The organism is Halomonas sp. E14, assembly GCF_052568415.1.
On sequence record NZ_CP199423.1, the window covers coordinates 404,301 to 427,194 of the forward strand.

20 protein-coding genes are annotated in these 22,894 nt (G+C 66.7%); 15 read left to right on the forward strand and 5 right to left on the reverse strand.

Going from position 1 to position 22,894, the window contains the following annotated elements:
- Positions 1 to 66: 66 nt before the first annotated feature.
- Positions 67 to 2,859, reverse strand: coding sequence for a DUF349 domain-containing protein (locus ACT7B3_RS01845; protein WP_445156671.1), 2,793 nt, complete (start codon positions 2,857 to 2,859; stop codon positions 67 to 69).
- Between the two features lie 251 nt (positions 2,860 to 3,110).
- On the opposite strand from ACT7B3_RS01845, the gene minC reads away from it, so the two are divergent.
- The 4 genes from minC (at position 3,111) to sbcB (ending at position 6,532) form a co-directional block, all read left to right on the forward strand.
- Complete coding sequence (gene minC, locus ACT7B3_RS01850) at positions 3,111 to 3,851, forward strand: septum site-determining protein MinC (protein ID WP_445156672.1); 741 nt, start codon at positions 3,111 to 3,113, stop codon at positions 3,849 to 3,851.
- Positions 3,852 to 3,912: 61 nt separating this feature from the next.
- Complete coding sequence (minD, locus tag ACT7B3_RS01855) at positions 3,913 to 4,731, forward strand: septum site-determining protein MinD (protein WP_444678575.1); 819 nt, start codon at positions 3,913 to 3,915, stop codon at positions 4,729 to 4,731.
- Entirely contained in the window at positions 4,728 to 4,979 is a 252-nt protein-coding gene (gene minE, locus ACT7B3_RS01860) for a cell division topological specificity factor MinE (RefSeq protein ID WP_444678574.1), read from the forward strand. Before minD ends, minE begins: the two co-directional genes overlap by 4 nt.
- Before the next feature lie 62 nt (positions 4,980 to 5,041).
- Positions 5,042 to 6,532, forward strand: a complete 1,491-nt coding sequence (gene sbcB, locus ACT7B3_RS01865) for an exodeoxyribonuclease I (protein WP_445156673.1) — start codon at positions 5,042 to 5,044, stop codon at positions 6,530 to 6,532.
- A gap of 76 nt (positions 6,533 to 6,608) precedes the next feature.
- Here sbcB and ACT7B3_RS01870 read toward each other — a convergent pair whose 3' ends face one another.
- Positions 6,609 to 9,470 carry an insulinase family protein gene (locus tag ACT7B3_RS01870; protein WP_445156674.1) on the reverse strand — a complete coding sequence of 954 codons (2,862 nt, stop codon included), beginning with the start codon at positions 9,468 to 9,470 and terminating at the stop codon, positions 6,609 to 6,611.
- A 5-nt stretch (positions 9,471 to 9,475) separates the two neighbouring features.
- Positions 9,476 to 10,159, reverse strand: a complete 684-nt coding sequence (locus tag ACT7B3_RS01875) for an SOS response-associated peptidase (RefSeq protein WP_445156675.1) — start codon at positions 10,157 to 10,159, stop codon at positions 9,476 to 9,478.
- Positions 10,160 to 10,329: 170 nt separating this feature from the next.
- On the opposite strand from ACT7B3_RS01875, the gene ACT7B3_RS01880 reads away from it, so the two are divergent.
- A complete protein-coding gene (locus ACT7B3_RS01880; RefSeq protein ID WP_445156676.1) occupies positions 10,330 to 10,947 on the forward strand; it encodes a TetR/AcrR family transcriptional regulator in 618 nt (205 codons plus the stop codon).
- 2 nt (positions 10,948 to 10,949) lie between these two features.
- Positions 10,950 to 11,663 (forward strand): 1-acyl-sn-glycerol-3-phosphate acyltransferase, encoded by a 714-nt coding sequence (locus ACT7B3_RS01885; RefSeq protein WP_445158827.1) that lies wholly within the window; start codon positions 10,950 to 10,952, stop codon positions 11,661 to 11,663.
- On the opposite strand, the gene ACT7B3_RS01890 is transcribed toward ACT7B3_RS01885, so the two are convergent.
- Both ACT7B3_RS01890 and ACT7B3_RS01895 read right to left on the reverse strand, forming a co-directional pair.
- Positions 11,664 to 12,938, reverse strand: a complete 1,275-nt coding sequence (locus ACT7B3_RS01890) for an HlyC/CorC family transporter (protein WP_444678570.1) — start codon at positions 12,936 to 12,938, stop codon at positions 11,664 to 11,666.
- Positions 12,939 to 13,013: 75 nt separating this feature from the next.
- The gene (locus ACT7B3_RS01895) at positions 13,014 to 13,814 is read right to left on the reverse strand and encodes a cytochrome C assembly family protein (RefSeq protein ID WP_445156677.1); all 801 of its coding nucleotides are present in this window, start codon (positions 13,812 to 13,814) and stop codon (positions 13,014 to 13,016) included.
- A gap of 328 nt (positions 13,815 to 14,142) precedes the next feature.
- On the opposite strand from ACT7B3_RS01895, the gene ffh reads away from it, so the two are divergent.
- The 9 genes from ffh (at position 14,143) to thrC (ending at position 22,763) form a co-directional block, all read left to right on the forward strand.
- Positions 14,143 to 15,552, forward strand: a complete 1,410-nt coding sequence (ffh, locus tag ACT7B3_RS01900) for a signal recognition particle protein (protein WP_445156678.1) — start codon at positions 14,143 to 14,145, stop codon at positions 15,550 to 15,552.
- Between the two features lie 268 nt (positions 15,553 to 15,820).
- The gene (gene rpsP / locus ACT7B3_RS01905) at positions 15,821 to 16,069 is read left to right on the forward strand and encodes a 30S ribosomal protein S16 (RefSeq protein ID WP_444678569.1); all 249 of its coding nucleotides are present in this window, start codon (positions 15,821 to 15,823) and stop codon (positions 16,067 to 16,069) included.
- A 33-nt stretch (positions 16,070 to 16,102) separates the two neighbouring features.
- On the forward strand, positions 16,103 to 16,660 hold the full coding sequence (gene rimM, locus ACT7B3_RS01910) for a ribosome maturation factor RimM (RefSeq protein ID WP_444678568.1): 558 nt from the start codon (positions 16,103 to 16,105) through the stop codon (positions 16,658 to 16,660).
- 38 nt (positions 16,661 to 16,698) lie between these two features.
- Positions 16,699 to 17,487: a tRNA (guanosine(37)-N1)-methyltransferase TrmD gene (gene trmD, locus ACT7B3_RS01915; RefSeq protein ID WP_445158828.1), complete on the forward strand. Its 789-nt coding sequence runs from the start codon at positions 16,699 to 16,701 to the stop codon at positions 17,485 to 17,487.
- Positions 17,488 to 17,623: 136 nt separating this feature from the next.
- Complete coding sequence (gene rplS / locus ACT7B3_RS01920; protein ID WP_444678567.1) at positions 17,624 to 17,980, forward strand: 50S ribosomal protein L19; 357 nt, start codon at positions 17,624 to 17,626, stop codon at positions 17,978 to 17,980.
- 204 nt (positions 17,981 to 18,184) lie between these two features.
- Positions 18,185 to 19,066, forward strand: coding sequence for a site-specific tyrosine recombinase XerD (xerD, locus tag ACT7B3_RS01925; RefSeq protein ID WP_445158829.1), 882 nt, complete (start codon positions 18,185 to 18,187; stop codon positions 19,064 to 19,066).
- A gap of 4 nt (positions 19,067 to 19,070) precedes the next feature.
- Positions 19,071 to 19,826, forward strand: coding sequence for a DsbC family protein (locus ACT7B3_RS01930; RefSeq protein WP_445156679.1), 756 nt, complete (start codon positions 19,071 to 19,073; stop codon positions 19,824 to 19,826).
- Between the two features lie 221 nt (positions 19,827 to 20,047).
- Positions 20,048 to 21,364, forward strand: coding sequence for a homoserine dehydrogenase (locus tag ACT7B3_RS01935; RefSeq protein WP_445158830.1), 1,317 nt, complete (start codon positions 20,048 to 20,050; stop codon positions 21,362 to 21,364).
- Positions 21,365 to 21,368: 4 nt separating this feature from the next.
- Positions 21,369 to 22,763: a threonine synthase gene (thrC, locus tag ACT7B3_RS01940; RefSeq protein WP_445156680.1), complete on the forward strand. Its 1,395-nt coding sequence runs from the start codon at positions 21,369 to 21,371 to the stop codon at positions 22,761 to 22,763.
- The last annotated feature ends 131 nt before the right edge of the window (positions 22,764 to 22,894 follow it).

Genomic DNA, 22,894 nt, shown 5'->3' on the forward strand with positions numbered 1-22,894 from the left:
AGACGGGAGGCCTGGCCTCCCGTTTTGGTTTATCCCTCATGCATGCTGCCTTGGCTATACCAGGCCCTAGGGAGGTGGCAGGTGGGCCAGCCGCGCCATCAGCGTGTCAAGTTCACCAACTTCCCGCTGCCACTGCTCGGCTGACACCGGGCCAATGGCCAGCAGTTTGCACAGTACGCTTCGCACCTCTTCAGCGCGGCTCATTTCCTGCCCCAGCCCTTCGTTGAGCCGCTCGACCTGAATGGCCAGGCGCAGGGGCTCGTCCTGTTGACTGACCGGGCCCATGGCCAGTACGGCCAGGTGCACGCGTAACCTAGCCAATTGTTCTTCAACTTCATCGGCCGAGGGCGGATGGCGGCGTGCGGCGTTGCGCTGCTCATGGGCGCGGTGAATGTCCGCCGGCAGCGTCCACTGCGGTTCGGGGACGACGTTTTCGCCCTCTCCGGTGGCATACAGCCTGGCGTCGGCCTCCAGGTGGGCATTGAGCAGCGGGCGACAGGCTTGCCAGCGCTGCACCTCCTCTACCACGGCAAGGCGGGCCAGCCGTTCGCGGCGGCTGCGTACGATGCCGCTCCAGCGTCGCCGCATGCCTTCCGTGCGGCGGCCCGAGGGCAGCGGTTCCAGGCTGGCGGCCTGGTCGACGGCCCTTTCGAGTACCTGCGCATCGGCATGACGCACGGGCTGCCAGGCGTCCAACTGGTCGATCAGTGCCTGCATGTCATCCAGCCGCTTCCGTGCGCGCTGGTTGCGGTCGTCGCGCTGCGCTTCGCGCACGGCAAAGATCTGGTCGCATACATTACGGAATTCACGCCATAGTGCCTGCTCCTCGCCCCGCGGAGCGCGGCCATGCTCGCGCCACTGCTGCTGCAGGGCTTTGGCGCGCTCGGCCTGCTGCTCCGGTGCCAGGGCTGACTCCAGCAGGGCGCGAGCCTGGTCGATCAGCGCCTGCTTGGCATCGGCAACCGCCTTGGCCCGCTGGTCGATCAGCGCCTGCAGGGCATAGCGGATGCGGCCGAAGCGTCGGCCGATAGCCTGGGCCTGTTCGCGAGGCACGGGCGAGTGGCGGCGCCACTCCTCACGGGCGTGGTCGCGGATCCGGCGCAGTGCATCGGGGTCGGCGTCCGCGGCGGGGCTGTCGAGCAGGGCTTCGAGCTGCTCGCAAAGCGCAGTTCGGGCCTCGAGGTTGTGCTGCCGCTCGGTGACCTGGCGTTCGCGCCAGGAGGCGAGGCGCTCGTGAACCTGGTCGGAGCCGCTGCGAAAGCGCTCCGACAGCTCGCGGGTTGCCGCGGCATCGCCCAGCGCCTTCCAGTCGCGCACCAGCTGGCGGTGCCAGCGGTCAAGCTCGGCCTCCGTCAGTTCGGCGTTGGCGGCCAGCTCCTCCATGGCTAGCGCCAGCTGCTCGCGCTTGGGACCGGCAACGAAGCCGCGCCAGTCGCGTAGTTCGGCAAGCCTGGCGCCAAGCCGTTTGAGGGTGGCCTGGTGAGGGACAAGCTGTGCCTCGGGCAGGCGCTCGGCACGGTGACGCAGGCTCTGGTAGAGCCGGCTGGCGCTCTTGAACGCGCCGCGCTCAAGCAACTGCTCGAGCCGGGCAATATCGATGACCAGACGCTCCAGTAGCGACGCCAGGTCGGCCGGCTCGCTGGTGGCCGGGGCGCTGGCTTCACCCAAGGCGCGCCGGCAACGGGCGAGAAGCGGCGCGGGGGGCAGGTTGTCGGGCCAGCGGCAGGCCTCGATACCGGCTGCCAGGCGTTCATGATCGCGGGCCTCTAGGGCCTGCTCGAGCTCATCGATCTGTGCGCTGAAGCGCTCCCAGGCGGCGAGAATGCGGTCGTAGTCGGCCAGCACCGTGTCGTAGCGCTGGCGCAGCGTCTCGTCGGCCACATGAAGGTCGGAGAGCGCCTGCCAGCGGTTGGCCAGCAGCAGCTTCTGCGCGCGCAGGCTGGCGATGTCCTGGCCGGTCAACTGATCGCCGTTGGGCAGGCTGCCGAGGCTCTCTTCCAGGGCATCGAGCAGGGCGGCGCGCGCCTCGGTGGCGCGGGCATGGCGGCGCGCGTCTTCCGCCTGCGCCTGTTCGCGCGCCTCGTGGTCGGACAGCGTCTTGCGGCAGCGCTGTTCGGCATCGTGGAAACGCCGCTCCTGCTCGGCTTCGGGCAGGTCGCTCAGCGTCTCCCACTCGCGTACCAGGTGGCGGTAGCGACCGCCGTAAAGAGGCTCCCAGGGGGCATTGGCGTGGGCCTCGAGCTTGCCCAACAGCGCTTCTCGCCGCTCCCGTGCGGCAATCAGCGAGGCGGCGTCGGCGCGCAAGCGGTTGAGCCGCTCGCGGGCCTGACGCATTACCTGGCGGTCGCGCCTGGCGCGGCCGGCCAGGGCCTGCAGCCCTGCCTCGCTGGCAACCCGGGCGGCGGCGGCGTGGCGCACCGCGGCGATGCCGTTTTCGCAGGCTTGGTGAATCAGGTCCGACTCTTCGTGCAGGCCGGCCAGCGCCGCCAGGCGCAGCTGCTGGTTGTCGCCCTCGAGTGCGATCGTCATCAGCAGGTCGCGGTGCGGGAGGCGCGCCACCCAGTCGATGCGCTGGGCCAAGGCCAGCGCACCCGCCTTGCCGGTGAGCAGGGCGGCCAGGCGGTGCTGGAGTTCCGGGTTGTCCGGCTGCTGCGTCAACAAAGGCAGCAGTGGCGCCGGATCGTCGAAGCGCATCAGTGCGGCCTGGCGTACGCTGGGAGTGTCGTCCAGGCACAGTGCCGCGAGCGCCCGGCGCTGGTCCGGATGGGTCGGGTCGAGCCGGCTGACGGCCTGCAGGCGTACCTGGGCATCGCGGTGTTGCCAGCGTGGGGCAAGGAAGCGTTGAAGGAATCCTGGCATGGGGCATCCTGAAGAAGGTGCAGGCAGGCCTGCATGAGCCGTATTCGCAGCAGTGCGCTGTCGAGTCGGCGTCTTTATTGATGTGACTTATCTAAGCATGCGCCGGTGGGATCGCAAAGCCCACCGAGCGGGGTGTAGCGAAACCGCGACCATTCAAGTCAACGCCCTATGGCCGTATCATCAGTTGCAGGGGTGCTGGGAGTCGCTTAGCTTAATGCCACGACCCGACAACACCCGAGTGGAGTCCGGCAATGAGCCTCAAAGTGGACAAGGCAAGCATGGCATTCACCTTCAAGGGCGGTATGCTGCCGATGACGGTCATGGAGCTGACCAGCGCGGACCCCGAGCGCATCCGTGACCAGCTCGCCGGCAAGCTCAACCAATCCCCCGCCTTTTTTCAGCACACCCCCGTGGTTCTCAGCGTCGAGAAGCTGGATGAACCTCACCTGTCACTTGAGCGGATCTGTGCCGTCTGTCGTGCGCACAAGCTGCTGCCGGTGGCCGTACGAGGCGGCGCCGAGCCGGTCAAGCAGTCGGCCTGGGCGCTGGGCCTGGGCTGGTTTCCCCCCGCCGACGGAGCGCGCAGCCGTACCCTGGAGGAAGTGCCAACGAGCGACATGCCCGAGGAATCGCCCGCCGCGGCGGCGCCCCAGGCCGAAGCCGGGGCCGGGCGCATCTACCGCGGTACCGTGCGCTCGGGCCAGCAGGTGTCGGCGCCCGAGGGCGACCTGGTGATCATCGGCGCCGTCAACGCCGGTGCCGAGGTGCTGGCGGCCGGTAGCGTCCATGTCTACGGCGCGCTGCGCGGGCGTGCCCTGGCGGGCATCCACGGCGACACCCGGGCGGGTATCTTCTGTCGCGAGCTGCGCGCCGAGCTGCTGTCGGTGGCGGGCAACTACAAGCGCCTCGAGGACATCGACCCGCAGCTGCTGGGCACCTCCGTACAGGTCATACTGAGCGATGCGCAGCTGGGAATCACGGCCTTGGACTAGTCGGCAGGGGTGAATGCCGCACGATTTTTTGCATACAACGTTATCCAGAGGAAGGCACAACTTGGCCAAGATAATCGTAGTGACCTCAGGCAAGGGTGGGGTTGGCAAGACGACCAGTGCAGCGGCCATCGCCACAGGCCTGGCCCTGCGCGGCAACAAGACCGTGGTGATCGACTTCGATGTAGGCCTGCGCAACCTCGACCTGATCATGGGCTGCGAACGCCGCGTGGTCTATGACCTGGTCAACGTGATCCAGGGCGAGGCGGGGCTCAACCAGGCGCTGATCCGCGACAAGCGGGTCGATAACCTGCACATCCTGCCGGCGTCCCAGACCCGCGACAAGGATGCGCTGAGTTCCGAAGGGGTGGAGAAAATCCTCGAGACCCTGAGCAAGGATTTCGACTTCATCATCTGCGATTCCCCTGCCGGCATCGAGCGCGGTGCGCAGCTGGCGATGTACTTCGCCGACGAAGCGATCGTGGTCACCAACCCCGAAGTGTCGTCGGTGCGCGACTCGGACCGCATCCTGGGGCTGCTGGCCTCCAAGACGCGTCGGGCCGAGCGCGGCGAGGATCCGATCAAGGAGCATCTGCTGATCACCCGCTACAACGCCGCTCGTGTCGACGACGGCGACATGCTCAACCTGGCGGATATCCGCGAGATCCTGGCGATCGACCTGATCGGCCTGATCCCGGAGTCCGAGGCGGTGCTGCGCGCCTCGAACCAGGGGGTGCCGGTCACCCACGACGAAAGAAGCGATGCGGGTCAGGCCTACGTCGATACGGTGTCGCGCCTGCTGGGCGAGGACGTACCGCTGCGTTTCCACGAGGTTCAGAAGAAGAGCCTGCTGAGCCGCATGTTCGGAGGAGGTCGCCGGTGAGATTGCTGGAATTCCTGAAGCGAGAGCGCAAGAAGTCCGCGTCGGTCGCCAAGGAGCGGCTCCAGATCATCGTCGCGCATCAGCGTAGCCAGCGAGGCCAGCCGGACTACATGCCGATGCTGGAGAAGGAGCTGCTGGAGGTGATCCGTCGCTACGTGCAGGTGGACGATGATGCGATCAACATCAGCCTGGACAGTGAGGACAACTGCTCGGTGCTCGAGCTCAACGTCACCCTGCCGCGCAGCTGAGCCGTCCGCGGGGCTGTGCTAGGCTGTGCCATCCAGCGACGCAGGCAGGAGACCCCGCGCTCATGGCGAAGCCCGATGCCGCCCCGATGACCTTTCTGTGGCATGACTACGAGACCTTCGGCGCCGATCCCCGGCGCGACAGGCCCTCGCAGTTTGCCGCCATACGCACCGATGCCGATTTCAACGAGGTCGGCGAGCCGGTCGAGCTGTTCTGCAAGCCGGCCGACGACTTTCTGCCGCACCCGCAGGCCTGCCTGATCACCGGCATCACGCCGCAGCAGGCGCGCCGCCGGGGGTTGCCGGAGGCCGAGTTTGCCGGGCGCATCCACGCGCTGATGAGCGAACCGGGCACCTGTGCGCTGGGCTACAACACGCTGCGCTTCGACGACGAGGTCAGCCGCTGCCTGTTTTATCGCAATCTGCTCGATCCCTACTCGCGCGAGTGGCAGAACGGCAACTCCCGCTGGGACCTGATTGACGCGGTACGCACCTTCCATGCCCTGCGTCCGTCCGGCATCGCGTGGCCCTCGCGCGAGGACGGCTCGCCCAGCTTCCGTCTCGAACACCTGACCGCCGCCAACGGCATCGCCCATGAAGGTGCTCACGATGCCGTGGCCGATGTGCGCGCCACCATTGGGTTGGCGCGCTTGCTGCGCGAGCGTAACCCCAAGCTCTTCGATCACCTGCTGGCGCTGCGCAGCAAGCGCGAGGTGGCCCGCCGGCTGGATGTGCTGGGGCGCAAGCCGGTGCTGCACGTGTCGCGGCGCTATCCGGCCAGCCGCGGCTGCAGCGCGCTGGTGATGCCGCTGGCGGAACACCCCACCAACCCCAACGGCGTCATCGTCTACGATCTCTCGGTGGCGCCAGAGGCGCTGCTCGGGCTCGACGTGGCGCAGATTCGCCAGCGCGTCTTCGTCAGCAGCGACGACCTGGCTGAAGGCGAGGTACGTATTCCGCTCAAGGTCATCCATATCAACCGCAGCCCGGTGGTGCTGCCGGCCTCGGCGCTGAAGGATGTGGAAGGGCCGAGACGGGGGGAGTACGGCGAGATCGTCGCGCGCCTGGGGCTGGATATCGACGCCTGCCGGCGCCACTGGAAGCAGCTGGCGGCCGACCCGGCGGCGGCACGCAAGGCGGCCGAGGTCTTTGCCCAGCCACCGCCCGACACGCCCCGTGACCCGGACCTGATGCTCTACAGCGGAGGGTTCTTCTCGCCGGCCGACCGTCAACAGATGCAGCGCGTGCGCGAAGCGTCGCCGTGGGACCTGGTCGACGCCCGTTTCGCCTTCCAGGATCCGCGCCTGGAGGAGATGCTGTTCCGTTTCCGTGCGCGCAATTACCCCGATACGCTCAGCAGCGAAGAGCAGGCGCGCTGGGAGGGCTACCGCTGGGAGCGCATGAACGACGCCGCGGTGGCCGGCTTCACGCTGAAGGATTTCGCACGGGAGATCGAGCGACTCAACCAGGCCACGCTGAGCGACCGTGATCGCCAGGTGCTGGAGGAGCTGGTCATGCATGTGGAGAGCATCATGCCGGCCCAGGCCTTCGGCTGAGACGAGGCGGCACGCCGCCCGTTCATGACAACGCCCGGTCAGCGTGAGCTGACCGGGCGTTGTCATCGTGGGCCGCTCAGTCGTCGGCTTCGGGCAGCGGCGCCAGGTGCTGGGTCAGGGCGGCCACGTCGCTGGGCGCATCGCCCGGGTCGAAGGTCACGTTGAGTACGGCCCCTTCGCGCAATGTGAGCCATGCCTGGCGCAGGTCATCGGCGCCGACCCCGAGCAGCCGCTCTGCCAGGCGCTCGCGGCGGTTGAACGCGGTATCGCCGAAGGAGAGCGCGCGCCACAGCCGGTTGGTGAGCCCGGGCAGGCTGGTATCGCGCTGCAGCAGGTTGTCGTGAACTGCCTGGCGATAGGGGGTGAGCTCGGCATCTTCCATCTGCATCAGGCGGGCTTCGAACGTATCCAGAAAGGCGTCGATATGCGCCTGCAGCGTGTCGCTGTCGGTGTCCGGCGACTGTACCAGCAGGCTCAGTCCGGGGGCGTCGAGCATGGGCGAGTAGCCAGCACTGACCACGTAGCCCAACTGCTGTTCGGTGCGCAGGCGCTGGTAGAAGGGCGTATCGATCACCTGGCCGAGTACGGCCAGGCGCGCCTGGCTCTCCAGCGAGCGATCCGCCCCCTGCAGGTAGCGCAGCACCAGCGACTCTTCGCGGCTGGTCACCGGGCGCAGCGGAGGCAGCTCGCCCTCGATGCGCAGCGGCGTCAGGTCGGGGATCTGGTTTGCGGTCAGCGTAGGCTGCAGCTGCTCGACCACCCGTTGCCCCTCGCGCAAGGCGAGTTCGGCCTCGAGGTTGCCGACGGCCATGGCCTGCACGCGCAGCTCGGCCAGGAACGCTTCGCGGAAGTCACGCAGATCGTCGGCGTGTAGCTCGCGGCTGGCCTCCAGCAGACTGGCGGCCGGCCACTGGGGGCGCATCAAGGCTTCGGCCAGGGTGCGGTGCCCCTGGCGAAACAGTGCGGCCTGGGGGGCGTTGCGCCACTCGCGCTGCAACCGATAGAGCACCCGCGCGAAGCTCTCGTCGTCGATCTCGCCCTGCTGCAGCTGCTCCAGGGTGCGCTGCATCACCTGTGCCTGCCGATCCCGCCAGCCGCCGAACGCGAGCGTGATGCCTCGCGCATGGGGGTAGGCTTCGATGTGGTGCCCGGCGAGGCGGGCGGCATAGAGCTCCTCGTTGAGGCTGTCATCGAGCCAGCCGGCCAGCAGGTGCGCGAGTACGGCCTGGTGCGGTGCTGAGCTGGTCGAGGGGTTCTGCAGGCTGATGCGCCACTCCACCTTGGGGGTGTTGAAGCGGCTATCGGCCATGTGCCAAAGCTCATAGCCGGGCGCTTCGGCTAGTTGGGCGGGTCGCTCGTCCTGTACGGCAAGCAGCGTCAGGTCGTCGGCAATGAAGGGGTTGGGGGGCGGCAGGGACAACCCGGCCAGCGGCTCGGCGGGCTGTGGGCGCTGTGCCGTGACGTCCTGCCAGGGGGTATGGAACCACGGCGAGGTCTGGTCGGCCTCGACGTCGGGCGCGCTGTAGAGGCGCAGCAGGTTGTCGGGGCGCAGCGGCTCCAGATAGCGTTCGATCAGCTCGCGGTCGAAGCCGTCCATGCGGTAGGCGGCGTACTGCACGTCCTCCACCGGGAAGCGAGCCAGGTTCATGGCCAGGCGCATGGCGCCCTGCAGCGGCGAGCCCTGCTGCTGGAAGCGAAACTGCTGTTCGGCCAGGCGAGCCTGCTCGTCGTAGCGCCAGGCCTCGAGGCCCTCGGCGCGAATCTGCTCGATGGCTGCGAACAGGGTGGCCTCGATCTCATCGAGGCGCTCGGCGCCGGCGGGGGTGAGGCTGACATTGATGCTGAACAGGGCGTGGCGTTCGTCGCCGCGCGCGATGCCGGCAGACAGGCCGTCGGCGTAGCCGGCCTCGCGCAGTACCGCCAGCAGGCTGCCTTCCCCTTCGTGCCCCAGCAGGTTGGCCAGGTAGTCGGCCGGCTTATGGCGGTAGTCCTGGATCGGATCGGGTACCGGAAACAGGAAGCGCACATGGCGGCTGTCCTGCACCGACTGCATTTCCAGGTAGCGCGGCAGGCTGCCGTCGCGCACCAGCGGGGCGTCAATGACGGGCCGCTCCAGGCCGCGGTCGGCGATATCGGCGAAGCGTTCCACGACCAGGGTTTCCAGTGTATCCAACGGCTGCGGGCCGATCACGGCAAGGTGCATGACGTTGGCATCGTAATAGCGCTGGTAGAAGTCGATGACCCGATCGCGCAGGGAGGGCTCCTCTTCGGGCGGGTTGGCCAGCGTGTCGCGGCTGCCCACAGAGAAGCCGGTAGTGGGGTTGTCGGGATTGAGCACCTGGTTGAGCACGTCGTTCTCGCGGCGCCCGTCGTCGCGAATGCGTGCCATGTATTCCGAATGGACGATGTTGCGCTCGCTTTCCAGCTGGTCGGGGTTGAACAGCGGGGTCAGGAAGAACTGGCTGAAGCGATCCAGTGCGCCGGACAGGGCTTCGGGCTCGATGTCGAAGAAGTAGTTGGTGTCCTGGGGTGCGGTGAAGGCGTTGTGGCTGCCGCCGTGGCGGCGAATAAAGCCCTGGTACGCCTCGGCCTCGGGGAATGGCTCGGTGCCGAGGAACAGCATGTGCTCGAGGAAATGTGCCAGGCCGGCCAGGTCGTCCGGATCCTGGGCGCTGCCCACGCCTACGTTCATCGAGGCGGCCGCGCGGTCGGCCTGCGGGTCGCTGACCAGCAGTGCGGCAAGCCCATTATCCAGCTGCAGCACGCGATACTCGCGGGCGTCATGGGGGCTGGTGCGCGGGGAGATAATCGCATCGATGGCCGGGTCGGCTCGGCCCTGGGGGGCGTCGTCGGGCTGGGCGACAGCCGGCAGCGCGGCGACCAGGAGCAGCCCGGCCAGCAGCCGGCTGCCGTAGCGGAACGGGGGAGGGGCGAGCATGGGCATCATGTCTCCTTTTCACTGCTTCGCAGCATGGGGCCGGTGGGGTGGGCGCAGCCGGGGTCCTGGTGCCTGGGATCGTTGACCCTTCTTGATACCGGAAAGGCGCCCAACAGTTCCCTGGCGGCTGGCTGCAGCAGGGCCCGGATGGGCGCCATCGGCGCCTGGGGGTCGAGCCAGCGGCCGGCGTCTTCGGGGCCGATGACAGCCGGCAGGCGATCGCTGAGCGGTGCGAGCAGGGCATTGGTGGGAACGGTGATCAGCGCCAGGGAGTCGGTGTGCTCATGCAGGGTGGTATGGAAACGGCACCATAGGCCGGCCAGCAGCAGAGGGCCGCGGTCGATACGGGTGACCAGGAAGGGCTGCTTGAAGCGGGGCTGCGACTTCCAGACGTAGATACCGCCCACCGGAACCAGGCAGCGGCGGGCCGTGAAGGCCTCGTGGAACATCGGGCGCGACTCCAGCGACTCCGCCCTGGCGCAGTGTGGGGCGTGATCGAGCACGCCGAGCCAGGGCGGCGTGAGCCCCCAGAAGGCGCGGGACAGGCGCGGGCTGCCGGCCTCCATGCGGATATGCGAGAGCATTCGCCGAGGCGAGAGGTTGACGCCGGTCAGCAGCGGCAGCTCGACCGTTAGCTGCGGCAGCAGCCTGTCCACCGGCAGCGAAGGGATGTAGAGACGACCGGCCATAGGGTCTCCAAGTTCGGGTTGGCGCCAGGGTAGCCAAGTCAAGGATTGCTGAACAAGTCAAGATTTGCTGAAAAGGGCGCAGTGGAATGGTCGAAAACAGTGTTCGATGTGCGCTATCCTATGCTGCCGGGCCTGATCTGGCTCGTATCCACTTCCCCGTGAGGAATGTCATGGCTCGTCCCCGACAGCATGTGCCCGAAGCGCTCCATGCCCAGGTCATGGCGGCCTGCGATGCCTGGCTGCAGGACAGGCCCGCGCATGCATTGTCGCTGCGTGCCCTGGCACGTGAAGTGGGCTGTGCTCCCAGCACGCTGCTCAAGCTGTATGGCAGCTTCGGCAACCTGCTGCAGCATGCCAACATCGAAACCCTGGCACGGCTGCGAACGGTGGTGGAGCCACTGACCGAGGGCACCCTGCCCGAGCGCCAGCTGCGGGCGCTGGCGCTGGCCTATTGGCAATTTGCCCAGCGCGAGCCGTTCCGCTGGCAGCTGCTGTTCGACTACCCCCTGGCGCAGGAGGGCGAGCTCGACCAGCGCCAGACCGACATGATCGAAGCGCTGTTCCTGCGCGTCGAGACCAGCCTCAAGCAGTATCAGCCGGCGCTGGGTGACCTCGAAGCCCGACGGCTGGGGCGTACCCTGTGGGGCAGCGTACACGGCCTGGTTCAGCTCGGCCTCAACGAACGGCTCGGCTACTGGCAGGGCCAGCAGCTGGAAGTCCCTGAACTGCTCGAACAGTTGCTGTCCACCATCCTCGATGGTCTCAGGCAGAGGTCCGATAGCGCGTGAACCTGCTGTTAGCCATCGCGTTGGGGGTCTTGGTCGCTGTCGCTGCCTGGCGCGTATGGCGCGCCCCTCGTCCTTTCATCCGTCGCCTGATCTTCCTGCTGGTGCACGCCATCTACCGGCTGCGGCTGCGCGGCTGCCAGCATATCCCGGCCACTGGGCCGGCGGTGGTGGTCTGCAACCATGTCAGCTTCATGGATGCGCTGGTGATCGGTGGGGCCAGCCCCCGCCCGCTGCGCTTCCTGATGGACCGGCCGATCTACGAGTCGCCCTGGCTCAACTGGCTGTTCCGCCTGGTGGGGGCGATCCCGGTGGAGTCCGACCGGCGCGACCCGGGCAGCGTACGCCGGGCGCTCGAAGAGGTCAGCCGCGCCCTGCGCAGCGGTGAGGTGGTGATGCTGTTCCCTGAGGGTCGCCTGACGCCGGATGGCGAGGTGCATCCCTTCCGGCGTGGGCTGGAAACGATCCTGGCCCGAGATTCGGTGCCGGTGATTCCCGCCGGTCTGGCCGGGCTTTGGGGGTCTTGGACGTCGCACTGCAACGGCCCTGCGCTGTCGTCGCGGCCGCGCCGCTTCCGAGCCCGGGTGGCGCTCCACTTCGGCAGGCCGATTCCGTCCCGGCTGGCACAGCGCGAGCGGCTGGAGGCGCATGTGCGTGCGCTCAAGGCCGATGCCGATGCCTGGGTCTATCCCATCGAGCGCGTCGAGGCGCGGCGCTGATCAGCGGCGTTGGCGCGGCACCTGCCAGCAGCGAGCCGAGGTGATCAGGTTGTCGCGCACCTCGAGGATTTCCATGCGCGTGATACCGATCTGCAGGCAGGCCGGGCCGTCCGGGAACGATTCGAGATGCTCGAGGATCAGGCCGTTGAGCGTCTTGGGTCCGTCGGTGGGCAACTGCCAGCCCAGCATGCGGTTGATATCGCGGATGTTGGCGGTGCCGTCGATCACATGGCTGCCGTCGTCCTGGCGGTGGATATCCTGCTCCTGCCCGGCCACGTCGGTGGTGAATTCGCCGACGATCTCCTCGAGAATATCCTCCAGCGTCACCAGTCCATCCACGTCACCGTATTCGTCTACCACGATGCCGATGCGCCGCTTCTGCTTCTGGAAATTGAGCAGCTGGGTATGCAGCGGCGTCGATTCCGGAATGAAGTAGGGCTCGCGAGCTTCCTGCACGATCGATGCCTTGGTCACCTCCGGGCGGGATAGGAAGCGGGCCGCGTTGCGCAGGTGCAGCATGCCGATGATGTTGTTGATGTCGCCTTTGAAGACCGGCAGGCGGGTGTGCTGGCTGGTGCGGATCTGGGTCAGGATGTCTTCCAGATCGTCGTCGAGATCGATGCCCACCACCTCGTGGCGCGGCACCATGATGTCGTTGACCGTCACGTTTTCCAGATCGAGGATCGACAGCAGCATGGCCTGGTGGCGGTGCGGGATCAGCGTGCCCGCCTCGTGCACGATGGTGCGCAGCTCGTCGCGGGTGAGGTGGTCGCCGCCGCCCTCGATGCTCTTGACCCCCAAGAGCTTCAGCAGGTTATTGGAGATCACGTTGACCAGCCAGACCAGCGGGTAGAGCAGCTTGAGCAACGGCTCGAGCGCGCGCGAGGCGGGAAAGGCAATTCGCTCGGGCTTCACCGCGGCGTAGGTCTTGGGCGTGACCTCGGCAAAGATGAGAATGGTGATGGTCAGCAGCGCGGTGGCCACCGCCGGCCCGGTGACTTCGCCGAAGAAGTGGATGGCGATGATGGTGGCGATGGACGCGGCCAGGTTGTTGACGAAGTTGTTGCCGATCAGGATCACGCCGATCAGGCGGTCGGGGCGCAGCAGGAGGCGCGAAACCCGGCGGGCGCGACTGTCGCCGCTGTTGGCCTGATGGTTCAACCGATAGCGGTTGATCGACATCATGCCGGTCTCGGAGCTGGAGAAGAAAGCGGAAAGGCAGATGAGCAGGAAAAGCAGGCCGAACAGCAATCCCAAAGGGAAGTCGTCGCTCAAGGTCGTTGCATCCTCGCTGGCGTGTCAGCCCCGTTTTTAGGGATTCGCTCCGGCAGTGTCAAGGCGACTTGCGCCTCAGGTGCGGTTCAAGATGACCTCGAGCACGAACTTGCTGCCAAAATAGGCCAGCAGCAGCACGGCGCAGCCACCCAGGGTCCAGCGCACGGCGCGCATGCCTCGCCAGCCCAGCACGTGGTGGCTGATCAGCAGGATGGCAAATATCACCCAGGCGGCCATCGACAGGATGGTCTTGTGGGCCAGGTGCTGGGCAAACATGCTCTCGACGAACAGGAAGCCGCTGAGGATGGACAGCGTGAGCAGACCCATGCCGGCCCAGATCATCTCGAATAGCAGGCGTTCCATGGTGGTCAGCGGCGGTAGGACCTGCACCATGCCGCGGATATGGTGATGGCGCAGCGCCTGGTTCTGCAGTCCCAGTAGCACCGCCTGGCAGGCGGCGATGAACAGTACGCCGAAGGCCAGCGCCGAGCTGATGGCATGCAGCGCGATGCCTGGCGTCATGCCGCCGGTGCGCTCCGGGCTCGGCAGGCCCACGGCCAGCAGCAGCGCAAGCCCGGAAAGGGGGAACAGGCCGACGGCCACGTTCAGCACCGGCTTGGCCAGGCTGACGGCAAGCAGCAGGCTGATCATGATGGCCGTGAGTACCACGGCGCTGGTGGAGAGGCCGGGCATCAGTCCCGGGCTCTGGTCGATCAGCTTCATCGCCACGGGAAGATGGAACAGCAGGCCCAGCACGCCGAGGGTGCGCACCAGGGCGGGGCGCTGCGGAACGCGGCGTGCCAGGGTGAGCCCCTGCCAGGAGGCTGCGCCCAGGTAGAGAATGAAGGCCATAAGGGCCAGAGGAAGCGCCTGCATCAGTTGTCGTCCGTGCGCCGCGGGGGCGTCTATCGCATCTCGAGGTAATGCCATCCCGAGGTAAAGGGAACCTGCCGCTGTCACTATACCCAATCCTCACGGCGTCGCACAGCCGGACCCTGGGGTGGTGCGCATGGAGACTGGCGCTCACAAGGCGTATAATTTCCCGCCAACGCAGTGCAAGTACTATTTTCTAGGCGGCCTGGTGGTGCCCTGGGGTAGAAGGCGTGCGTTTGCGTGGCGAAATGTCGCGCGCGCCCACGGCAGAACCGATTCGCAGCGGCCAAAACCGTCACTTGCTGCCCCGCTTCAGCAGCCGGAGTGCTCAATGTTCCAGAATCTTAGCGAGCGCCTTTCCCAGACGCTCAAGTCCATCAAAGGCCAGGCGCGCCTGACCGAGGACAACATCAAGGACACCCTGCGCGAGGTGCGCCGGGCCCTGCTCGAGGCCGATGTCGCCCTGCCGGTGGTCAAGGCCTTCATCGAGCGCGTGCGCGAGCGCGCCGTGGGGCAGGAAGTCTCGAAGAGCCTGTCGCCCGGGCAGCAGTTCGTCAAGATCGTCCAGCAGGAGCTCGAGGCGATCATGGGCGAGGCCAACGAAGGGCTCTCGCTCAAGGGTTCCCCGGCGGTGGTGCTGATGGCCGGCCTGCAGGGGGCGGGCAAGACCACCTCCGTGGCCAAGCTGGCGCGCTACCTGAGGGAGCGCGAGAAAAAGAAGGTGCTGGTGGTCTCCGCCGACGTCTATCGCCCGGCGGCCATCGACCAGCTTGAGACTCTGGCGAAGGAGGTTGGCGTCGACTTCTTCCCGTCGCGCTCCGACCAGAAGCCGGTGGCTATCGCCGAGGCGGCAATCAAGCACGCCAAGATCCAGTTCCACGACGTGCTGCTGGTCGACACCGCCGGCCGCCTGGCCATCGACGAGGCCATGATGGCCGAGATCGCCGAGCTGCACCGCGCCTGCCAGCCGCAGGAAACCCTGTTCGTGGTCGACGCCATGACCGGCCAGGACGCCGCCAACACGGCCAAGGCGTTCCACGAGGCGCTGCCGCTGACCGGCGTAATCCTGACCAAGGCCGACGGCGATGCCCGTGGCGGTGCCGCGCTGTCGGTGCGCCACATCACCGGCAAGCCGATCAAGTTCATGGGCGTGGGCGAGAAGGTCGATGCCCTGGAGCCCTTCCACCCGGATCGGGTGGCCTCTCGCATCCTCGGCATGGGCGACGTGCTGTCGCTGATCGAGGAGGCCGAGCGCACCGTCGACAAGAAGAAGGCCGAGCAGCTCGCCAAGAAGGTCAAGAAGGGCGAGGGCTTCGACCTCGAGGACTTCCGCGACCAGCTGCAGCAGCTCAAGAAGATGGGTGGCATGGGCGGCCTGCTCGGCAAGCTGCCGGGTATGGGCCAGATGGCCGAGCTGGCCCAGGGGCCCGGCCCGGAGAAGGAGCTGGGTAAGCTCGAGGCGCTGATCAACTCCATGACGCCCCAGGAGCGGCGCAAGCCCGAAATCATCAATGGCTCGCGCAAGCGGCGCATCGCTGCCGGTGCTGGCCTGCAGGTGCCCGATCTCAATCGCTTGCTCAAGCAGCACAAGCAGATGCAGAAGATGATGAAGAAGGCGGGCAAGAAGGGCGGCATGCAGAAGATGATGCGCGGCATGTCGGGCATGATGGGCGGCGGCGGTCCGGGAGGTCCCGGCGGCATGGGCGGGATGGGCGGCCCCGGCGGTTTCCCCTGGCGTTGAGGCGCACAGCAGCCGAGCCGGCGAGGCCCGAGAAAAGGGTTTCAAAGCGGGGCTGATTTCCGTAGAATGCTGCGTCTTCATGGCAGGACCGTGGGTTAGACCCGCCTGCACGCTGGTAAAAGAAGAACTTGTGAAAAGTAAGTGACCGAATGAAGCGAAAGCGGGTCCCTGAGGCCCGCTTTCCTGGCAGTTGCCAAGAATCTGGCCGTTCGCCGGGTCCGGCACATATCGGTATCAACGTAATCTCAACCGAAGGACAGTTAACGTCATGGTTACCATTCGTCTGGCACGTGGTGGCGCCAAGAAGCGTCCCTTCTACCACCTGACCGTGACCGATTCGCGCAATTCCCGCGATGGTCGCTTTATCGAACGCCTCGGCTTCTTCAACCCCATCGCTCGCGGTGGTGAAGAGCGCCTGCGCGTGGATCTGGACCGTATCGCTCACTGGCAGGGCCAGGGCGCGCAGATGTCCGACCGCGTCGCCGAGCTGGTCAAGGAAGCTCGCAAGCAGGCGTAAGCCTGACGCGCTGCGCTGACCTATGGCTGAACTATGAGTGTGCAGGCCGAACGCATCGAAGCGGGCGATCATGTGGTGCTGGGCAAGTTGACCAGTCCATATGGCGTCAAGGGATGGCTCAAGGTCTACTCTCACACCAGCCCGATGGAAGGCATCCTGGAGTACCCGGAATGGGTGCTCAGGCAGGGCGGGGCGCTGAGCTCGCATCGCCTGCGGCAGGGGCGTCGCCATGGCAAGGGCCTGGTGGCCTTGCTGGAGGGCGTCGACTCGCGCGAGGCGGCCGAGCAGATGGCAGGAGCCGAAGTGCTGCTGCCCAAGGAGACGCTGCCGGCGCTGCCCAAGGGTGACTATTACTGGCACCAGTTGGAAGGTCTCACGGTTGCCACGCGTGACGGCGAGATCCTGGGTCGCGTCGCGTACCTGTTCGAGACCGGCGCCAACGACGTGCTGGTCGTCAAGGGCGATCCGGAAGGTGAGCCTGCCTCCATCGACGACCGAGAGCGGCTGCTGCCGTTCCTGCCCGATGAGGTGATCGTCGAGGTCGACCTGACGGCGGGTACCATGACCGTCGACTGGGATCCGGAGTTTTGAACCACGCAGAAACGACGAGCGGTGTCGCCGAGCCGGCACTGTGGATCGGCGTGGTGTCGCTGTTTCCCGAGATGTTCGATGCCGTGACCCGGCACGGCGTCACGGGGCGGGCGGTGAGCCAGGGGCGCATTGCGCTGGAGTTCTGGAACCCCCGCGACTATGCCAGCGACCGCCACCGCACCGTGGATGACCGCCCCTACGGCGGCGGCCCGGGCATGCTGATGAAGGTCGATACGCTGCGTGCGGCCATCCATGCCGCCCGCGAGCGTGCGGCCGAGGCGACTGGCCAGCCCCCGCGCGTGATCTACCTGTCGCCCCAGGGTCGCAGGCTGGACCAGGCGGGTGCCCGGGAGCTGGCGAGCGGCCCCCCGCTGGTGGTGGTGGCCGGGCGCTACGAAGGCATCGATGAGCGGGTGGTAGAGAGCGATATCGATGAAGAATGGTCGATCGGCGACTATGTGCTGAGCGGCGGCGAGCTGCCGGCCATGGTGCTGATCGATGCCGCGGCAAGACTGGTACCCGGCGTGCTCGGGCATCACGACTCCGCGGTCGAGGACTCCTTCAACGAAGGGCTGCTGGATTGCCCGCACTATACTCGCCCCGAGGAGATCGAGGGGCGGCGGGTGCCGGATGTGCTGCTCAGCGGACATCATGGCGAGATCCGGCGCTGGCGGCTCAAGCAGTCGCTGGGGCGAACCTGGCTCAGGCGCCCCGACCTGCTCGAAGGCAGGACGTTGGATGCCGAGCAGCAGACGCTGCTCGAGGAGTTCATCGAGGAACACGCCCTGGCGAAGGCCGGAGCGGAGGTGCAGGACGCGAAGCGCTGAGGGGCGCCCTTGATCCCCCGCCGTGGACCTGCGTCACCCATCATCTCCCGCGCTCTCGAGTTAGGCTCGAGCGCCGGGATCACGCGCCGCCGTTGAACTTGCAAGGAGCGGCGGCGCCGAATACGAGGAGTCAGTCATGAGCAGCAAGAACAAGGTGATCCAGGCGCTTGAAGCCGAGCAGATGAGCAAGCAGGTGCCGGATTTCGCTCCGGGCGACACCGTCGTCGTGCAGGTCAAGGTGCGTGAAGGCAGCCGCGAGCGTCTCCAGGCCTTCGAAGGCGTGGTGATCGGCAAGCGCAACCGTGGCCTGAATTCCGCCTTCACCGTGCGCAAGATCTCCCACGGTGTAGGCGTCGAGCGTACCTTCCAGACCTACAGCCCGCTGGTCGATTCCGTCGAGGTCAAGCGCCGCGGTGACGTGCGCCAGGCCAAGCTGTACTACCTGCGTGAGCGCAGCGGCAAGTCTGCCCGTATCAAGGAAAAACTGTCGTAACGAAAGCGTGCGCGGGTCGTGCCCGAGTCCGGCCCGCTCGTGGTTTCGTTGTGCCGCAAGCCCCGCCACCGCTCACGCGGGGCGGGGCTTTGTTGTTTCGGGCCGTGCCTGTATCTGGGTTCGAAGCCAGTGCCTGGGTTCAAGCCTGTGAATAGGTTTCAGGTTGCATAAGGAGAGTGGGGCATGGTTCATGACGCCCGGTTCCTGGCCTTGATCGACGCCTTTCTCGACGCCCTGTGGCTTGAGCGGGGAGCGAGCGAGCACACTCTGGCCGCCTACCGGCGCGACCTCGAGGCCTGGGCCACCCGCCTGGCGGAAGCGGGCGGTGAGCTGCTGGCACCTCACCAAGCGCTGCTGCCGACCTGGCTCGATGAGCGCCGGGCGGCAGGCTACCGGCTGCGCAGCAATGCCCGGCTGCTCTCCAGCCTGCGTGGCTTCTATCGCTGGGCGCTAGCCGAGGGACGCATCGAGCGCGACCCGCTGGCCGAGGTGCGCTTGCCGCGTGTGCGCCCGGGTCTGCCGGGTACGCTCGACGAGGCAGAAGTGGAGCGCCTGTTGGCGGCCCCCGATCTTGCCACCGACCTGGGGGTGCGCGACCGGGCGATGCTCGAGGTGCTCTACGGCTGCGGCCTGCGTGTGTCGGAGTTGGTGACGCTCAGCGTCGATGCGGTGAACCTGCGTCAGGGCGTGGTGCGGGTGCGTGGCAAGGGCGACAAGGATCGGCTGGTCCCGCTGGGGGAAGAGGCCGTACACTGGCTGACACGCTACCTGCGCACCGCGCGGGGGGCCCTGATGCAGGACGTCACTCGCCCGGCGCTGTTTCCGGGGCGAGGCGACAATTGCATGACGCGCCAGACCTTCTGGCATCGGATCAAGGCCCATGCGCGCACCGCTGGTATCACGCGACCGCTGTCGCCGCACACCCTGCGGCATGCCTTTGCCACGCACCTGTTGAATCACGGTGCCAATTTGCGTGTCGTACAGATGCTGCTCGGTCACAGCGATCTGTCGACCACCCAGATCTATACCCATATTGCGCAGGCGCGACTCGAAGCCCTGCATGCCGAACACCATCCGCGAGGTTGAGTCCATGATTCCGTTTCCCCGCCATATTGCCGGTTCCCTGTCCGCTCTGGCGCTGCCCTGGGTCGCGCTGCTGCTGCCGCTGACGGCCTCGGCCGATGCCACGACAAGCCTGGCCGAGCGGCTGCAGGTCAACAGCCAGCCCATGCCGGTCGAGAGCGTCAAGGAAACGCCGATGGCAGGCATCTTCCAGGTACGCCTGGAGACGGGCGAGGCCTTCTATAGCGACGCCAACGGTGCCTTCTTCCTGGTTGGCGACCTCTACGAAAATACCGAGCGCGGCCTGGTCAACCTGACCGAGCAGTCGCGTAACGCGGAGCGCGCCGAGCGCCTGGCCGGGGTGCCCGAGTCAGAGCGGGTCATCTTCCGGGGTACGGGTGAAACCCGCGCCGAGGTGGTGGTCTTCACCGACACCACGTGCCCCTACTGCCGCCAGCTGCACGACGAAGTGCCGCGCCTCAACGAGCTGGGGATCGAGGTGCACTACCTGGCGTTTCCGCGCACCGGCATGAACGCTCAGGGGGCAAGGACGCTGGAGCAGATCTGGTGTGCCGACAATCCCACCGAGGCGATGAATGCGGCCAAGCGCCAGGAAGCGCTGACGAACGGCACCGACTGCGACAATCCGGTCGAGGCGCAGTATCATCTCGGCTTGGCGCTGGGGGTGCAGGGGACACCGGCCATCATCCTGCCCGACGGCCGCCTGGTGCCAGGCTACGTGCCCGCCGAGCGCCTGGCCGATATGCTGGGGCTGGCGGAATAAGCAAGTGACTGACAGCGTCGACATCAACGCTGAACGCAGTGCCGGTCGCTGTAAGGCCGGTCGCCGGCCAGGCTGGCGGCAGGCATGGCCAGTATAGCTGGCCAATGTAGATACAGCCGGCATCGACCTAGGCCAGTATTGACATGGCCACTCCATCGACACGGCTGATCGTGACATCGTTGGACACCAACATAGCTGGATACCAATCAGGGGACATGAAATTGAAACCGGTGAGAGTGGGAATCTGTGGACTGGGGACCGTCGGTGGCGGCACCTTCAACGTACTGACGCGCAATGCCGACGAGATTGCGCGGCGGGCCGGGCGCCCGATCGTCATCGAGCAGGTGGCGCATCGCAGCCTCAATCCCGAGTGCGACCTCACCGGCATCAAGACCACCTCGGACATCTTCGAAGTGGCGCGCAACCCTGACGTCGACGTGCTCGTCGAGCTGGTGGGCGGCTACGACGTGGCCCGTGAGCTGGTGCTCACCGCCATCGAGAACGGCAAGCATGTGGTGACCGCGAACAAGGCGCTAATTGCCGTCTACGGCAATGAAATCTTCAAGGCGGCCCATGAAAAGGGCGTGATCGTGGCCTTCGAGGCCGCCGTGGCTGGCGGCATTCCGGTGATCAAGTCGCTGCGCGAGGGCCTCGGCGCCAACCGCATCGAGTGGCTCGCCGGCATCATCAACGGCACCGGCAACTACATTCTCACCCACATGCGCAGCGAGGGCCGTGCCTTCGAGGACGTGCTCAAGGAAGCGCAGGCGCTGGGCTATGCCGAGGCCGATCCCACCTTCGACGTGGAAGGCATCGATGCCGCCCACAAGCTGACCATCCTGGCCTCGATCGCCTACGGGGTGCCGCTGCAGTTCGAGAAGGCCTACACCGAAGGCATCTCCAGGGTCACCTTCGACGACGTTGAGCAGGCCAACAATCTGGGCTACGTGATCAAGCACCTGGGCATCTCCAAGCGCACCGATCACGGCTTCGAGCTGCGCGTGCACCCGACCCTGATCCCCAAGGAGCGGCTGCTGGCCAATGTGCACGGGGTCAAGAACGCCATCGCCATCATGGGCGATGCCGTGGGGCCCACGCTTTACTACGGCGCCGGCGCCGGCTCCGAGCCGACCGCTTCGGCAGTGGTGGCCGACCTGCTCGACGTGGCCCGCGATATCGCCACCGACCACCACTACCGCGTGCCTTACCTGGCCTTCAGCGGCATCGGCGAGGATGACGTCGATCTGCCGATCCTGCCTATGGAGGATATCGTCACTGCCTACTATCTGCGCCTGCTGGCGGTGGATCGCCCGGGTGTGCTGGCGCGGGTGGCGACCATCCTCTCCGAGCAGGGCATCTCCATCGAGGCCATCATCCAGAAGGAGGCCACCGAGGGCGAGCTGGTGCCGATCATCCTGATGACTCACCGCACCCGAGAGCGCAACATGAACGAGGCGATTCGTCAGCTCGAGTCGCTGGCCGATATCGCCGGGCCGGTCACGCGGATCCGCGTCGAGTCGCTGGACGAGCAGGAGTAAGGTCATGCGCTATATCAGTACACGTGGCAAGGCACCGGCCCTCTCCTTCGAGGAGGTGGTGCTGACCGGCATGGCCAGCGACGGGGGCCTCTACGTGCCGGAGACCATCCCGCAGTTCTCGCACGAGGCGCTTGCCGCCATGGCCGGGCTCTCCTATGCCGAGATCGCCTTCCGGGTGATGCAGCCCTACGTCAACGGCGAGATCGACGACGAAACCTTCCGCGGCATCGTGCGCGACGCCTATGCCACCTTTAGCCACGATGCCGTGGTGCCGCTCAACCAGCTCGATGCCAACCACTTTCTGCTCGAGCTGTTCCACGGCCCGACCCTGGCCTTCAAGGACGTCGCCCTGCAGCTGCTGGGTCGCATCCTCGACCATTTCCTGGCCAAGCGCGGCGAGCGTGCGGTGATCATGGGCGCCACCTCCGGCGACACCGGCTCGGCGGCAATCGAGGGCTGTCGCCATTGCGACAACCTCGACATCTTCATCCTGCACCCGCACAACCGGGTCTCCGAGGTGCAGCGTCGCCAGATGACCTCGGTGCTGGCCGACAATGTCTTCAACATCGCCATTGAGGGCAACTTCGACGACGCCCAGGCGATGGTCAAGGCCAGCTTCGCCGACCAGGGCTTCCTCGGCGGCACCCGCCTGGTAGCGGTGAACTCGATCAACTGGGCGCGCATCATGGCCCAGATCGTCTACTACGTGGCCGCGGGCGTGGCGCTGGGTGCGCCGCACCGCCAGGTCAGCTTCTGCGTGCCCTCGGCCAACTTCGGCAACGTCTTCGCCGGCTACATGGCCTATCGCATGGGCCTGCCGGTCAAGCAGTTCATCATCGCCACCAACGCCAACGACATCCTGCACCGCACCATTGCCGCCAACGACTTCTCCAAGCAGGAGCTCAAGGCGACCCTGGCGCCCTCCATGGATATCGTGGTGTCGTCCAACTTCGAGCGCCTGCTGTTCGAGGCCTACGAGCGCGACGGCGCCGCCGTGGCGGCGCTGCTCGAGCGCTTCCAGTCCGAGCCGACGGCGCTGGCCGAGGCACCACTGGAGCGGCTGCGGGCGCTGTTCGCCAGCCATAGCGTCGACGATGCCACCATCCTCGAGGTGATCCGCGAGGCGCACCACCGCACCAAGGAACTGCTCGACCCGCATACCGCCACCGGCTACCGTGCCGCCGAGCGTGCCCGGGCCGATGCCGCCACGCCGATGATCACCCTGGCCACGGCCCATCCGGCCAAGTTCGCCGAGGCGGTGGTCAAGGCCGGCTTCCCCGGCGTGCCGCTGCCGCCGCACATGGATGACCTGCTCGAGCGCGAGGAGCGCTACACCGTGCTGCCGGCGGAGCTGGCGAAGGTGCAGGCGTTCGTGGCCGAGAACCGGCGCCAGCACTGAAGGCCGAAGCTGAGGCGAGGGGCGCCGGGAAAAGGCTTCGGGAAGTCTCGATGCCGCTGGCGCCAGATGCCCGCTCAGAGCTGATCCGGCGACAGGCCTGCGAGGGGGCGCTGTGAACCCTTCCCTGGGCG